Annotated in this window: 18 protein-coding genes; 3 read left to right on the top strand and 15 right to left on the bottom strand. The window is 61.8% G+C overall.

What is annotated here, in order from left to right; translation table 11 throughout:
- Positions 1-207 (bottom strand): tRNA-dihydrouridine synthase (locus B3605_RS11755; RefSeq protein WP_296434021.1); only part of this gene is annotated, 207 nt, incomplete at its 3' end.
- A 237-nt stretch (positions 208-444) separates the two neighbouring features.
- Between B3605_RS11755 and B3605_RS11760 the strand changes: the two genes are divergently transcribed.
- Both B3605_RS11760 and B3605_RS11765 read left to right on the top strand, forming a co-directional pair.
- Entirely contained in the window at positions 445-1,665 is a 1,221-nt protein-coding gene (locus B3605_RS11760) for a bifunctional 2-C-methyl-D-erythritol 4-phosphate cytidylyltransferase/2-C-methyl-D-erythritol 2,4-cyclodiphosphate synthase (protein WP_112945670.1), read from the top strand.
- Positions 1,662-2,162, top strand: a complete 501-nt coding sequence (locus tag B3605_RS11765; protein WP_112945671.1) for a CinA family protein — start codon at positions 1,662-1,664, stop codon at positions 2,160-2,162. Before B3605_RS11760 ends, B3605_RS11765 begins: the two co-directional genes overlap by 4 nt.
- 6 nt (positions 2,163-2,168) lie before the next feature.
- Here the strand turns inward: B3605_RS11765 and B3605_RS11770 are convergent, their stop codons facing one another.
- Genes B3605_RS11770 through B3605_RS11785 form a run of 4 tightly spaced genes read right to left on the bottom strand, consistent with a single transcriptional unit; the run spans position 2,169 to position 4,149 of the window.
- Entirely contained in the window at positions 2,169-2,612 is a 444-nt protein-coding gene (locus tag B3605_RS11770; protein WP_112945672.1) for a type II toxin-antitoxin system RatA family toxin, read from the bottom strand.
- Positions 2,613-2,621: 9 nt separating this feature from the next.
- Positions 2,622-3,191 (bottom strand): AAA family ATPase, encoded by a 570-nt coding sequence (locus tag B3605_RS11775; RefSeq protein WP_112945673.1) that lies wholly within the window; start codon positions 3,189-3,191, stop codon positions 2,622-2,624.
- Between the two features lie 42 nt (positions 3,192-3,233).
- Complete coding sequence (locus B3605_RS11780) at positions 3,234-3,821, bottom strand: AAA family ATPase (protein WP_296434024.1); 588 nt, start codon at positions 3,819-3,821, stop codon at positions 3,234-3,236.
- Positions 3,822-3,852: 31 nt separating this feature from the next.
- Positions 3,853-4,149 carry a HigA family addiction module antitoxin gene (locus B3605_RS11785; protein WP_112945675.1) on the bottom strand — a complete coding sequence of 99 codons (297 nt, stop codon included), beginning with the start codon at positions 4,147-4,149 and terminating at the stop codon, positions 3,853-3,855.
- On the opposite strand from B3605_RS11785, the gene B3605_RS25875 reads away from it, so the two are divergent.
- The gene (locus tag B3605_RS25875) at positions 4,120-4,494 is read left to right on the top strand and encodes a hypothetical protein (RefSeq protein ID WP_422662601.1); all 375 of its coding nucleotides are present in this window, start codon (positions 4,120-4,122) and stop codon (positions 4,492-4,494) included. The genes B3605_RS11785 and B3605_RS25875 overlap by 30 nt on opposite strands.
- On the opposite strand, the gene lipA is transcribed toward B3605_RS25875, so the two are convergent.
- From lipA to B3605_RS11840, 10 genes are all read right to left on the bottom strand, one after another.
- The gene (gene lipA / locus B3605_RS11795) at positions 4,495-5,469 is read right to left on the bottom strand and encodes a lipoyl synthase (RefSeq protein WP_037178038.1); all 975 of its coding nucleotides are present in this window, start codon (positions 5,467-5,469) and stop codon (positions 4,495-4,497) included.
- A gap of 39 nt (positions 5,470-5,508) precedes the next feature.
- Complete coding sequence (locus B3605_RS11800) at positions 5,509-5,757, bottom strand: GlsB/YeaQ/YmgE family stress response membrane protein (protein WP_112945676.1); 249 nt, start codon at positions 5,755-5,757, stop codon at positions 5,509-5,511.
- A gap of 14 nt (positions 5,758-5,771) precedes the next feature.
- Positions 5,772-6,026 (bottom strand): GlsB/YeaQ/YmgE family stress response membrane protein, encoded by a 255-nt coding sequence (locus tag B3605_RS11805; RefSeq protein WP_018899984.1) that lies wholly within the window; start codon positions 6,024-6,026, stop codon positions 5,772-5,774.
- A 76-nt stretch (positions 6,027-6,102) separates the two neighbouring features.
- A complete protein-coding gene (lpdA, locus tag B3605_RS11810) occupies positions 6,103-7,548 on the bottom strand; it encodes a dihydrolipoyl dehydrogenase (protein ID WP_112945677.1) in 1,446 nt (481 codons plus the stop codon).
- 15 nt (positions 7,549-7,563) lie between these two features.
- Positions 7,564-8,145 carry a GNAT family N-acetyltransferase gene (locus B3605_RS11815; RefSeq protein WP_162725386.1) on the bottom strand — a complete coding sequence of 194 codons (582 nt, stop codon included), beginning with the start codon at positions 8,143-8,145 and terminating at the stop codon, positions 7,564-7,566.
- Positions 8,146-8,147: 2 nt separating this feature from the next.
- Entirely contained in the window at positions 8,148-8,789 is a 642-nt protein-coding gene (locus tag B3605_RS11820) for an SGNH/GDSL hydrolase family protein (RefSeq protein ID WP_296433987.1), read from the bottom strand.
- Positions 8,790-8,808: 19 nt separating this feature from the next.
- On the bottom strand, positions 8,809-10,146 hold the full coding sequence (locus B3605_RS11825) for a pyruvate dehydrogenase complex dihydrolipoamide acetyltransferase (RefSeq protein WP_112945680.1): 1,338 nt from the start codon (positions 10,144-10,146) through the stop codon (positions 8,809-8,811).
- A gap of 18 nt (positions 10,147-10,164) precedes the next feature.
- Complete coding sequence (locus B3605_RS11830; protein ID WP_112945681.1) at positions 10,165-11,547, bottom strand: pyruvate dehydrogenase complex E1 component subunit beta; 1,383 nt, start codon at positions 11,545-11,547, stop codon at positions 10,165-10,167.
- A gap of 17 nt (positions 11,548-11,564) precedes the next feature.
- A complete protein-coding gene (gene pdhA / locus B3605_RS11835) occupies positions 11,565-12,611 on the bottom strand; it encodes a pyruvate dehydrogenase (acetyl-transferring) E1 component subunit alpha (protein ID WP_018899990.1) in 1,047 nt (348 codons plus the stop codon).
- Between the two features lie 146 nt (positions 12,612-12,757).
- Entirely contained in the window at positions 12,758-13,078 is a 321-nt protein-coding gene (locus B3605_RS11840) for an FtsB family cell division protein (RefSeq protein ID WP_018899991.1), read from the bottom strand.
- Positions 13,079-13,263: the final 185 nt, after the last annotated feature.

Raw genomic sequence — 13,263 nt, forward strand, 5'->3', positions numbered from 1 at the left:
GGCGATCTTCGCGCCTTCCGCCATCCAGTGCGCTTCACGACCGGCAAGCTGAACCATGTGCGGATTGAAGCCGGCCGTCTTCAGCCGCGCCCAGGATTGCTCGGTGTCGTTGACGAGTTCGCGGCTCGCCACCATCTCGGTCACCACCAGCCCCGCGCCATGGCGCCAGGCCAATTGACGGAACGGCATATCGGTGACGCCGGACATGGGCGCCAACACGATACGGTTGCGCACCGCAACGGTTCCGATGCACAAAGGAGATGCGAGGTGTATGTCAGACAACTGATTATCTTTCAGGCACGCTAAGCAGGTGCACTATTTTTAGACAGATTTAAAAGACTTGCCAAGGGGGAAGTGCCCGGTTTGATATTTTTCGGGCAAATGCTGGAATTCGGTGCGCCAAGCCGTTAGAGCACCTCCAGAAATTCTGCTTTTTGGGGATTTATGCCGCAAATGCATCAAAAGCAACCGATATCGATCGGAATTATCGTGGTGGCCGCAGGCCGGGGCGAGCGCGCCGGCGCATCCGTCGAAGGCCCAAAGCAATATCGCCGGATCGGTGGCCGGCCCGTCATTGCCCACACGCTCGAACTTTTCGCGACATGGCCTCAGGCGACCGAGATCGTCGCCGTGATTCACGCCGATGACGAGGCGTTGTTTACGAAGGCAACCGCTGGTGTCACCTCCGAGCTGCCGATCGCGACAGTCCATGGCGGCGCGACGCGCCAGCAATCAGTGCTCGCAGGGCTTCGGCATCTGAAGGACAAGGGGATCACCCACGTCCTGATCCACGACGCCGTAAGACCCTTCTTCGATCACGATCTGCTCGACCGCGTCGCGGCCACGCTGGCTGAAGGCGCGCCTGCCGTGCTGCCGGCCATGCCGGTTGCCGATACGCTGAAGCGCGCCGATCAATCCGGCATCGTGGTCGAAACAGTGCCCCGCGCGCAGCTCTATGCCGCGCAGACGCCGCAATCCTTCGATTTCGGCATCATCCTTGCCGCGCATGAGAACGCGGCGGCCGCCGATCGCAACGATTTTACCGACGACGCGGCGATCGCCGAATGGGCCGGCCATCCCGTTACGATCGTCGAGGGCATGGCCGACAATGTAAAACTGACAGTGAGGCGCGATATCGCAATGGCCGACCAGAGACTTTCCAGCACACGCCTTCCCGATGTGCGCACCGGCAACGGCTACGACGTGCACCAGCTCGAGGCGGGCGACGGCGTGACGCTCTGCGGCGTGTTCATTCCGCACGACCAGAAGCTCAAGGGCCACTCAGACGCCGACGTCGCGCTGCATGCGCTGACGGACGCGCTGCTTGCCACCTGCGGCGCCGGCGATATCGGCGACCACTTCCCGCCGTCGGACCCGCAATGGAAAGGTGCGCCGTCGCGCATCTTCATCGAGCATGCGGCCAAGATCGTGCGCGAGCGCGGCGGCACCATCATGAACGCCGACGTGACGCTGATTGCGGAAGCGCCGAAGGTCGGCCCACACCGCGACACGATGCGCGCCATGCTTTCGGAATTTCTCGGCATCTCGATCGACCGCTGCTCGGTCAAGGCGACGACCAACGAGACGATCGGCTTCGTCGGTCGCCGCGAAGGGATCGCCGCCATCGCCACCGCCACCGTCGTCTATCAGGAGATCAGCCAATGAGCCTCTTTCCCGCTGATATCCTGTCTGAGGCCGAAGCCATTATCAGGACATTCGGGGCGGCGGGATTGATGGTGTCGACGGCGGAATCGTGTACCGGCGGGCTGATCGCCGGCGCGCTCACGGAAATTGCGGGCTCGTCCGCAGTCGTCGACCGCGGCTTCGTCACCTACACGAACACCGCGAAGATGGAGATGCTGGGCGTTCAGGAAGCGACGCTTGCGCGCTTCGGCGCGGTATCGGAAGAAACGGCGCGGCAGATGGTGCATGGCGCCCTCTTCCGCTCGCGGGCATCGATCGCCGTCGCGGTCACGGGTATTGCCGGGCCAGGCGGTGGATCGGCGGAAAAGCCTGTCGGCCTGGTGCACCTCGCCGCCAAGTCACGGCACGGTGACCTCATCCACAACAGGATGCTTTATGGCGATATCGGTCGCGGCGAGGTTCGTCTCGCCACCGTCAGGACGGCGCTGGCGATGATCCGGCAGCTCGGGCCGCAGTAAGCCGGATCAGCTGTAGATCTTGCCGGCGCGCGTTTCGAAGGCTTCGGTGAACATCCGGAAGGCGCGGTCGAACATCGAGCCCATCAAAGCGCCGAGGATGCGGCTCTTGAACTCGTAATCGATGAAGAAATGGACGGTCGAGCCCGACGCCGTGTCTTCGAAGCGCCAGCGATTGTCGAGGTACTTGAAGGGACCGTCGATGTATTTGACGTCTATGACGCGCTCGGCCTTGTTCAGCAGCACCTGCGTCGTGAAGGTCTCGCGGATCGCCTTGTAGCCGACCGTCATGTCGGCGATGAGCAGAACCTTGCCATCGCGCTCCTTGCGACTGCGGATCGCAAGCCCTTCGCACAGCGGCAGGAATTGCGGGTATTTCTCGACATCGGCAACGAGATCGAACATCTGGTCTGCGGAATGCGGGACGGGGCGGTGCGTTTCGAACTGAGGCATGACCGGCAGTTAAGCGGGCGCGCCAAGAAGATCAAGAAGGCGGCGCATTTCACGGTGCGATTTCAACTGAAGGACGGGCACATCGGGCTTGTATCGCTCGATGCCAGCGAGAATGAGTGGCGCCCACCGTCGCTCGAAGTTCCAGATGTAGGTCAGGAACTCGCCATCCAGCCTTTCCGGGCAACCCGGCGCCATCTCCGGCCGCGCCTTGCCCCGCCAACGAAGCCACCTTGTGGTGACACCGAGCAGACACCGCCAGCGCGGCAAGCGCACCCAGAGCACCATATCGGTGCGCGGCATCCTGAGATCGAAGGTCGAAGCGCCGGTGCCGTCCATCAGCCACCGCTCCTCGGCGACCGCGGCGGCGATCATCGCGCGCTCCTCGGCCTTCGGCCGTTTCACCCAACCGGGCAGCCAATAGAAGTCGCGATCCATCGAGATATGCCGCAGCTCAAGCTGCGCTCCAAGCCGCCTCGACAGCGTGGTCTTGCCGCCGCCGGAGCAGCCGATCACGAGAATGCGGTCGGCGTGGCTGACGAGGTCCGCGGCACTGGTGATATCGGTGACGAAATTCGGCATGTCTTTCCCTCCCGCAAGCAAAGACCGAGTCAAGCCTTCATCCTAGCCGATGGCTTCCAGACGCTGAAGCAGTTGTCCCATCTGCGCCCTGCTCCTCAATTCGACGAGTGGTACATCAGTGCCATGCAGACGTATGCCTTCCATGAATTCGGGCACGTCGTCCCTCTCGAAATTCCAGACATAGGAGATGAACTCCCGGTCCGGCCACTGTTCCTGGCACCCAGGCGCCATGTCGGGCCGCGTTCTGCCGCGATAGACGATGCCGCGCTTGAAGATGCTCCAAAGGCAGAGCCAGCGCGACACCCTCACCCACAGGATGACATCGGTGCGCGGCAGCCTGAGATCGAGCGTTCTCGGATTATTGCCGTCGATGATCCAGCGGTCCTCGTTCACGATCCTGGCGATGATCTCCCGCTGTTCAGGCCTCGGCCTCGATACCCATCCTGGAAGCCAGAATACCTCGCGGTCCATGGAAACGTAGCGGACACCAAGGATGCGCGCGATCTTCTGCGCCAGCGTGCTCTTGCCGCCACCTGATGAGCCGAAGATGACGATCCGGTCGGCGCGCTTCAGGAATTCGGCCGCCTCACCGAGATCAGTGACCTTCAGCCGATGCTTCGGTTGTTGCAACACGATGGCCTCTTGTCTGATTGCGGGGATATCAGGCCGCCTCGATGGGGGTGATCCCGTTGAGGTCGCCGGCGGTCCGACGCGCGACCGCAAGGTCATAGGTGCGCTGCAGATTGAGCCAGAATTCCGGGCTGTTGTTGAAATAGCGGGACAGACGCAACGCCGTGTCTGCTGTAATGCCGTTTTCGCCGCGCAGCACCCTTTCGATCCGCGTGCGCGGAATTCCCATGTCCTCCGCCGCCTTGTAGGCGGAGATGCCGTATTCCTTCAGGAAATCCTCTTTGAGAATTTCACCGGGATGGATGGGGTCGACAGGAATGATCTGCATCCGCACCTCCTAATGGTAGTCGCAGAATTCGACATCATCTGCATTGCCGTCTTTCCAGACGAAGCATATGCGCCACTGATCGTTGACACGGATGGAATGCTGGCCGGCCCGGCTGCCCTTCAGGGCTTCGAGACGATTGCTTGGCGGAACCCGCAAATCATCAAGGCTTATCGCAGCGTCGAGTGCCATCAACTTCCGTCGCGCCCGCTCAACGACATCCGCCGGGAAATGGCGGGCATCGCGTCGCAGGAAAAGGCCTTCAGTCTGCTTGTTGCGAAAGCCAACGATCATCCGATATCCGTATCGGAAAACGATACGGATATCAATCCATCGTCGGCAGCCTGATTACTCCGCAGCCACCAGCAGCTTCTTCTCACGCGCGGCGCGCAGGCGGGCGAAGTCGTCGCCGGCGTGGTGCGAGGAGCGGGTCAGCGGGCTGGAGGCGACCATCAGGAAGCCCTTGGTGTAGGCGACCGTCTCGTAGGACTTGAATTCCTCGGGCGTGACGTAGCTCATGACCGCGTGGTGCTTGCGGGTCGGCTGCAGGTACTGGCCGATCGTCAGGAAGTCGACGTCGGCGACGCGCAGGTCGTCCATCAGCTGCAGCACTTCGTTGCGCTCCTCGCCGAGGCCGACCATGATGCCTGACTTGGTGAACATGGTCGGGTCCAGTTCCTTCACCCGCTGCAGCAGGCGTACGGAGTGGAAGTAGCGGGCACCGGGGCGGACGGTCAGATAGTTGCCCGGCACGGTTTCCATGTTGTGGTTGAAGACGTCGGGCTTGGCGGCGACGACGCGCTCCAAGGCGCCTGGCTTCTTCAGGAAGTCGGGCGTCAGGATTTCGATCGTGGTCGTCGGCGACGCGGCGCGGATCGCCCAGATCACCTTCTCGAAGTGCTCGGCGCCGCCGTCTTCCAGATCGTCGCGGTCAACCGAGGTGATGACCACGTGGCTGAGGCCCATCTCCTTGACGGCCTTCGCAACGCTCTCGGGCTCGGCCATGTCGAGCGCGTTCGGCTTGCCGGTCGCGACGTTGCAGAAGGAACAGGCGCGCGTACAGATCTCGCCCATGATCATGAAGGTCGCGTGCTTCTTGTCCCAGCACTCGCCAATGTTCGGGCAGCCGGCTTCCTCGCAGACGGTGACGAGCTTGTGCTCCTTCACGATCGAGCGGGTTTCGGCGTAGCCCTTGGAGGTCGGCGCCTTGACGCGGATCCAGTCCGGCTTGCGCATGACTTCCGTGTCCGGGCGATGCGCCTTTTCCGGGTGCCGCACGCGCTTTTCAGCGTTTGGATTGATCCTGTCGAGAATAGTTACCATCAATAACCTGCCTTCAAACCGCCGAAACGGCCTCTTTCGTCAGCGTCTGACGAGTTTTGCCAGAAATAGCAAGATACAAGAGCCGATGAAACCCGTCACAAGGTAACCCTGCCAACCGCTGGCGACATAGATGCCGGCGCGGTTGAAGATCGCGCTGGCGATGACGGCACCGACGATGCCGATGACGATGTTCATCAAAACGCCGAAGCGTATGCCCATCAAAATGCCCGCGAGCCAGCCCGCGAAGCCGCCGACGATGATCGCCGTAATCCAGCCCACACCTTCCATGCAGTCCTATCCCCTCAAGCTATCGCCCTTGCGATCAACACCACGATGATGGCGCCGACCGTGGCGTGAATAATCTGCACCACGATGGCGCTGTCTATGCCCAGGTTGATCCCCAGCGCGTTGAAGAGAAAGCCTCCGACGAACGCGCCGATGATGCCGCTGAGCAGGCACCGTATCAATCCGCCTCCGCCAACGATCAGGCTGGCGAGGAAGCCCGCGACCAGACCGATCAGGAGGAAGATGACGAGTGCCTGCGTACCCATAGACATGATGATTTCCTTTCGCTTTTTCCAGTCCGCAATTGAACGTGGTTCAATCCGTCATAGAGAGCGGCGAAGAAAATTATCAAGCGTTGAGGACGCGACCGTAAGCATCCAGAACCGCTTCCTTCATGGTTTCGGAAACCGTCGGATGCGGGAAGATGGTGTGCATCAGTTCTTCTTCGGTCGTTTCCAGGTTCATGGCGACCACGAAGCCCTGGATGAGTTCGGTGACTTCGGCGCCGACCATGTGCGCGCCGAGCAGTTCGCCGGTCTTCTTGTCGAAGATCACCTTGCAGAGACCCTGGTCTTCGCCGAGCGCGATCGCCTTGCCGTTGGCGGCAAAGGAGAAGCGGCCGACGCGGATGTCACGGCCGGCTTCCTTGGCCTTGGCTTCGGTCAGACCAACAGAGGCGACCTGCGGGTGGCAGTAGGTGCAGCCAGGGACCTTACCCTTGTCGGTGGCGTGAACATTCGGCAGGCCGGCGATCTTTTCGACGCAGACGACGCCTTCGTGCTCGGCCTTGTGGGCAAGCATCGGCGGGCCGGCGACGTCGCCGATGGCGTAGATGCCGGCGATGTTGGTCTTGCCGTAGCCGTCGATGACGACGCAGCCGCGGTCGGTCTTGACGCCGACAGCTTCGAGGCCGAGGTTTTCGATGTTGCCCTGGACGCCAACGGCCGAGATCATGCGGTCGGCGGTGATCTGCTGGACCTTGCCGTCAGCCGTCTCGACATGGGCGGTCAGGCTATCGGCGGCCTTTTCGACCTTGGTGATCTTGGCGCTGGTGAGGATCTTCATGCCGCGCTTCTCGAGCTGCTTGCGCGCGATCGCGGTGACTTCGACGTCCTCGACCGGCATGATCGTCGGCATGACTTCGACGACGGTGACGTCGACGCCCATCGAGCGGTAGAAGCTCGCGAACTCGATGCCGATGGCGCCGGAGCCCATGACGATCAGCGACTTCGGCAGGGCTGCCGGCTTCATCGCCTCGAAGTAGGTCCAGATCAGCTTGCCATCCGGCTCGATGCCGGGCAGCGCGCGCGGACGGGCGCCTGTCGCGACGATGATGTGCTTGGCGGTGTAGGTGCCCTCGCCCTTGACGTTCTTCGGAACCGGGTTCTGCGGCTCGACGACAGGCTTGGAGGACTTGCCGACGACGATCTCGCCCGGCTTGGTGATCTTGGCTTCGCCCCAGATCACATCGACCTTGTTCTTCTTCATCAGGAAGCCGACGCCACCATTGAGACGCGCGGAGACACCGCGCGAGCGGGCGACAACGGCTTTCACGTCGGCGCTCATCTTGCCTTCGAGAACGAGGCCGTAGTCCTTGGCGTGGTTGGCGTGGTCGAGCACTTCGGCCGAGCGCAGCAGCGCCTTGGTCGGGATGCAGCCCCAGTTCAGGCAGATGCCGCCCAGGTGCTCGCGCTCGACGATCGCTGTCTTGAGACCGAGCTGGCTGGCGCGCACAGCGGCCACATAGCCGCCGGGACCGGAGCCGATGATGATGACGTCGTAATTCTCAGCCATGTTTTCCTGCCTTTGTTATCGGGCGTCGCGGGTGAGAAGCACCCACTCGTGTTTCCTGCTGCTTTCGAAAAGAGACATCGCCTTCTGGCGCGCCGCTTCCGAAAATCCATTCTTCTTGTAAAGCGACAAAGCCGCTTCATTGTCACTTGCGGTGATCAGGCTGACCGGCAGCATCCCTGCCCTGTCGATCTGACCTTTAAGTATTTCCCGGCCAATCCCGATGCCGCGCAGATGGCTATAGACGCCGAGCGTTGCAATGAACCAGCTGCCAACAACCATCTTCTGCAGATCGATCACCGGCTGCAAAGCCACGCGGTCGACCTCCATATTCTTTACGTCCTCGCCCAGCGCGTAACCGATCGCCGCGCCCGCCGTCTCGCCGTAGGCTTCGGCCAGCACCGCGTGGCGCCATGTGCCGTAGCCTTCGTCCTGACGCATCTTCAGCCGGCCAAGCTCCATCGGCGTATCGCTTCCGGTGCCGCCGAGCTCACCCAGCCAGAGCCAGGACGCGAAGCCATGCGAGGCAATGTCCGAGAGGATCGCCAGTTCGGCCGCGTCATCCCGTGTGGCGGGACGCAGCGTCACGAAAGACGCCACCGTCAAAGCCCCAACATCATCCGCACGGTCGATTCCATGCCGCGCCCGAGAGCGCGGGTATTTTCGGCGTCGAGATGGATGCCGTCGAGCGGCGTCGTCTTGGCGACCGAATTGCCGTCGAAGAAACCGCAGCCGAGCTCGTCTGCGAGATCCCGATAGAGCGTAGCCAACATCGCCGATTCCTCGATACCGCCGATGAAGGAGGCCGCGAAGGGCACGTTGGCCGTTTCGCAGATCCTCGGTGGCGCGACGATCAGGATATCCGGCACGTCGGAATCGAACGGCCAGGCGTGGTTGCGGACCAGCCGCACCAGCCGGGCGATGCCCTGGCAGGCGGCGAAGGCCGATCCTGCCACGACATTCTTCATGTCGTTGGTGCCGAGGAGCAGAATGACGAGATCGAGCGGCGCATGCGTCTGAAGGATGGTCGGCAGGACGCGGGCGCCGTTGCGGTCGCAATCAGCGAGATGGTCGTCGAAGGCGGTGGTACGACCGTTCAATCCCTCGGCGATAACCCGGACCTCGTTGCCGAGTGCAGCCTGAAGCGCACTCGGCCAACGATCCTTGTACTCATGACGACCAACGGAAGCGGCGTCATAACCCCAGGTCAGGCTATCACCATAGCAAAGAACGGTCTTCGTCATTTCCGCCTCCGCCGTTTGATCAGACAAGCATGCCCATCGGGTTTTCGATGTAGCCCTTGAACGCCTGCAGCAGCTCCGCGCCCAATGCGCCATCGACGCAGCGATGGTCGGTCGACAGCGTAACCGTCATCACTGTTGCAACAGCCAGCTGGCCGTTCTTGACGACGGGGCGCTGCTCGCCCGCGCCGACCGCGAGGATCGTTGCGTGCGGCGGGTTGATGACGGCTGCGAAGTGCTTGACGCCCATCATGCCCATGTTGGAGACCGACGAAGTGCCGCCCTGATATTCCTCAGGCTTCAGCTTGCGGTCCTTGGCACGCTTGCCGAGGTCGCGCATCTCGTTGGAGATCGCCGACAAGGTCTTTTCCTCGGCCTTGCGGATGATCGGGGTGATCAGGCCGCCCGGGATCGAGACAGCAACACCGACATCGGCGTGCTTGTGCTTGACCATGTTGGCTTCGGTCCAGGAGACGTTGGCATCCGGAACGTCGCGCAGAGCAAGCGCCATGGCCTTGATGACCATGTCGTTGACCGACAGCTTGTAGGCCGGCGCGCCCTCCTTGCGGGGAGCGGCGTCGTTGAGCTGGGCGCGCAGCGCCAGCAGCGCATCGAGCTCGCAATCGACGGTGACGTAGAAGTGCGGCACGGTCTGCTTGGATTCGACCAGACGCTTGGCGATGACCTTGCGCATGCCGTCATGCGGCACGAGTTCGTAGGAACCCGGCTCGAACAGCTTGAGAACGGTCTCGTCGGATGCGCCCTTCGGTGCTGCGGCCGGAGTCGATGCGGCAGCCTGCGGAGCAGCGGCAGATGCAGCCTTTGCACCACCACCAGCGACGGCGGCCTCGACGTCGCTCTTGACGACGCGGCCATGCGGGCCGGAGCCTGCGACAGCTGCGAGATCGATACCGGCTTCTTTCGCCAGGCGACGCGCGAGCGGCGAGGAGAAGGTGCGGTTGCCGCCCGTGGAAGCAGCGGCAGGCGCCGCTGCCGGTGTCGGGGCAGCCGCTGGAGCCGGAGCGGCCTCGGTCTTCGCCTCGGCCTTCGGCGCTTCGGCAGCCTTCGGTGCCGGAGCAGCCGAACCCGCGCCGCTTGCGGCGGCGGCGACGTCTTCGCCATCGGCGGCCAGAACGGCGATCAAGGCATTGACCTTGACGCCTTCAGTGCCGGCGGGAACGACGAGCTTGGCGACGACACCTTCGTCGACCGCTTCGACTTCCATCGTCGCCTTGTCGGTTTCGATCTCGGCGATGACATCGCCAGACTTAACCGTATCGCCTTCCTTGACCAGCCACTTGGCGAGGTTGCCCTCTTCCATGGTCGGAGACAGGGCAGGCATCGTGATGTTGATAGGCATCGAAATACCCTTCCCTTGTTACTTGTAGCAGACGGCTTTCACGGCCTGGACGACTTCGTCGACGCTTGGCAGCGCAAGCTTTTCGAGGTTGGCGGCGTAAGGCATCGGAACGTCCTTGCCGGCGATCGTGAGAACCGGCGCATCGAGGTAATCGAAAGCCTGCTGCATGACGCGGGTGGCGATTTCGGTACCGACCGAGTTCTGCGGGTAGCCTTCCTCGACGGTAACGAGACGGCCGGTCTTCTTGACCGATTCGATCACGGTCGGCAGGTCCATCGGACGCAGCGTGCGCAGGTCGATCAGTTCGACGTCGATGCCGATCTTTTCGAGTTCAGCGACGGCCTTGGTGGCATAGGTCATGCCGATACCGAAGGAGACGATCGTGACGTCCTTGCCCTGACGGTGGATGCGGGCCTTGCCGATCGGGAGAACGAAATCGTCCATCTTCGGCACGTCGAAGTGCTGACCGTAGAGGATTTCGTTTTCAAGGAAGACGACCGGGTTCGGATCGCGGATCGCGGCCTTGAGCAGGCCCTTGGCGTCGGATGCCGTGTAGGGCATGACGACCTTGAGGCCCGGGATCTGGCTGTACCAGGCCGAGTAGTCCTGGCTGTGCTGGGCGCCGACGCGGGCAGCGGCACCGTTCGGGCCACGGAACACGATCGGAGCACCCATCTGGCCGCCGGACATGTAGAGCGTCTTGGCAGCGGAGTTGATGATCTGGTCGATCGCCTGCATGGCGAAGTTGAAGGTCATGAACTCGACGATCGGCTTCAGGCCGGACATCGCGGCACCGACGCCAACGCCGGCAAAGCCGTGCTCGGTGATCGGGGTGTCGATGACGCGGCGGGCGCCAAATTCCTGCAGCAGGCCCTGGGTCACCTTGTAGGCGCCCTGGTATTCGGCCACTTCCTCGCCCATGACGAAGACATTGTCGTCGGCGCGCATTTCCTCGGCCATGGCGTCGCGAAGCGCTTCGCGCACGGTCATGGAGACCATTTCGGTGCCGGCGGGGATTTCAGGATCGTTCGGAACCTGAGCCTTGGGCTCGGCCGGAACGGGAGCTGCGGCAGCGGCGGGCGCTTCAGCAGCCTTTGGTGCTTCGGCGGCGGCCGGTGCGGCGGCAGCAGGTGCAGCCGAGATGTCGGATGCGGATTCGCCGTCCTGCAGGAGAATAGCGATCTTGGCGTTTACCTTGACGCCTTCGGTGCCGGCGGCAACGAGCAGCTTGCCGATGACACCTTCGTCGACGGCTTCGACTTCCATCGTCGCCTTGTCGGTTTCGATTTCGGCAATGATGTCGCCGGAGGTGACCTTGTCACCTTCCTGCTTCAGCCACTTGGACAGCGTGCCTTCTTCCATCGTCGGAGAGAGGGCGGGCATGAGAATATCGATTGGCATGGGTCTACCCTCCCCGATTACAGCAGAATGTCGGTGTAGAGCTCGGATGCATCCGGCTCCGGTGCGGCCTGGGCGAAGTCGGCGCTATCTGCGACGATGTCGCGAACGTCCTTGTCGACCGCCTTGAGATCGTCCTCTGAGGCCCAGCCCTTTTCAATGAGGCGTGCCTTGACCTGTTCGATCGGATCCTGCTCGGAGCGCATCTTCTGCACTTCTTCCTTGGAGCGATACTTGGCCGGGTCGGACATGGAGTGACCGCGATAGCGATAGGTCAGCATTTCGAGAATGATCGGACCCTTGCCGGACCGGCAATGCTCGAGCGCCTCGTCGGCCGCAGCCTTGACGGCGCGAACATCCATGCCGTCGACCTGGACGCCGGGGATGCCGAAGCCGGAACCGCGCAGCGAGTAGTTCGACTGTGCCGTGGCACGGGCCGTGGACGTGCCCATGGCGTAACGGTTGTTCTCGATGATGTAGATGATCGGGAGCTTCCAGAGAGCAGCCATGTTGAAGCTCTCGTAGACCTGGCCCTGGTTGGCGGCGCCGTCGCCGAAATAGGCGATCGAGACGCTGTCATTGCCGCGGTAGCGATTGGCGAAGGCGAGACCGGTGCCAAGCGACACCTGGGCGCCGACGATGCCGTGACCGCCGTAAAAATGCTTCTCCTTGGAGAACATGTGCATCGAGCCGCCCTTGCCACGGGAGTAGCCGTCGATGCGGCCGGTCAGCTCGGCCATGACGCCGCGTGCGGTCATGCCGGTTGCCAGCATGTGACCGTGGTCGCGGTAAGCGGTGATGACCTGGTCACCTTCCTTCTGCGCCATCTGCATGCCGACGACGACAGCTTCCTGGCCGATATAGAGGTGACAGAAACCGCCGATGAAGCCCATGCCGTAAAGCTGGCCCGCCTTCTCTTCGAAACGGCGGATGAGCAGCATTTCGCGATAGGCCTTGAGCTCTTCGTCACGATCGAAATCGGCCACCGGGCCACCATTCGATGCCTTGGCTGCAGGCTTTGCGCTTGTCTTACGGCTGGAAACGGTCGCGTTTTTTCGCGGAGCCATTCAACCCTCCCTATGGGTTTATCGGTTCTTGGGTGGTGCGCACCATAGGGAAGAAATTTCGCCACAGCAATGCCATAAATGCATGGCTCATATTCTGGCACAAGCTGTTGATAAATATCAATTTATTTCGATTAACCTGAATCCGGTTAATTCGAATAATGATTGAATATGACGATCTCGTCGGCGCGGGAGAAGTTCAGCTGAAGGCGAGCCTTCTCATCCAGCATGTCCTTGTCCATGGAACCATCACTTAGGAGCGCCACCTGCTTTTCAAGGTGTTCGCGCTTATTTTTAAGCACGGCCAGCTCTCTTTCGCGCGTGATGCGCTGACGCTCGAACACTTCGGTCGCGCGCAGGCCGTAGTCGCCATGGATGCAATGGTAGCCGAAGTAGGAGAGAAACGCGACCGTCATCGCCGGGATGACGAAACGGCCGATCTTTTTCTTCTTATGATGCTTGGTCCACATACACGCATTCTCGAAACGCATTACCCTTGACCAAGAGACTACCGGGTAGAGATTAACCGTCCGTTGACTATGAACGCGGCGCAACAAAAAACCCGCGCCGTCATGAACTGCCCCCGAAAGTTGGCAATCCAACTTCGGGGATCAGTTCACGAGAGCGCGGGTTCCAAATGCTTGAAATAAGACGA

Source organism: Rhizobium sp. UBA1881, assembly GCF_002338015.1.
GTDB lineage: Bacteria > Pseudomonadota > Alphaproteobacteria > Rhizobiales > Rhizobiaceae > Rhizobium.

Coding starts and splice junctions, on each gene's coding strand:
- B3605_RS11805 (WP_018899984.1), bottom strand. CDS start 6,026: ATGTCTATGGGTACGCAGGCACTCGTCATCTTCCTCCTGATCGGTCTG.
- lipA (WP_037178038.1), bottom strand. CDS start 5,469: ATGGTAACTATTCTCGACAGGATCAATCCAAACGCTGAAAAGCGCGTG.
- B3605_RS11760 (WP_112945670.1), top strand. CDS start 445: ATGCCGCAAATGCATCAAAAGCAACCGATATCGATCGGAATTATCGTG.
- pdhA (WP_018899990.1), bottom strand. CDS start 12,611: ATGGCTCCGCGAAAAAACGCGACCGTTTCCAGCCGTAAGACAAGCGCA.
- B3605_RS11800 (WP_112945676.1), bottom strand. CDS start 5,757: ATGGAAGGTGTGGGCTGGATTACGGCGATCATCGTCGGCGGCTTCGCG.
- B3605_RS11775 (WP_112945673.1), bottom strand. CDS start 3,191: ATGCCGAATTTCGTCACCGATATCACCAGTGCCGCGGACCTCGTCAGC.
- B3605_RS11770 (WP_112945672.1), bottom strand. CDS start 2,612: ATGCCTCAGTTCGAAACGCACCGCCCCGTCCCGCATTCCGCAGACCAG.
- lpdA (WP_112945677.1), bottom strand. CDS start 7,548: ATGGCTGAGAATTACGACGTCATCATCATCGGCTCCGGTCCCGGCGGC.
- B3605_RS11820 (WP_296433987.1), bottom strand. CDS start 8,789: ATGACGAAGACCGTTCTTTGCTATGGTGATAGCCTGACCTGGGGTTAT.
- B3605_RS11840 (WP_018899991.1), bottom strand. CDS start 13,078: ATGTGGACCAAGCATCATAAGAAGAAAAAGATCGGCCGTTTCGTCATC.
- B3605_RS25875 (WP_422662601.1), top strand. CDS start 4,120: ATGGATGGGGTCGACAGGAATGATCTGCATCCGCACCTCCTAATGGTA.
- B3605_RS11765 (WP_112945671.1), top strand. CDS start 1,662: ATGAGCCTCTTTCCCGCTGATATCCTGTCTGAGGCCGAAGCCATTATC.
- B3605_RS11785 (WP_112945675.1), bottom strand. CDS start 4,149: ATGCAGATCATTCCTGTCGACCCCATCCATCCCGGTGAAATTCTCAAA.
- B3605_RS11825 (WP_112945680.1), bottom strand. CDS start 10,146: ATGCCTATCAACATCACGATGCCTGCCCTGTCTCCGACCATGGAAGAG.
- B3605_RS11830 (WP_112945681.1), bottom strand. CDS start 11,547: ATGCCAATCGATATTCTCATGCCCGCCCTCTCTCCGACGATGGAAGAA.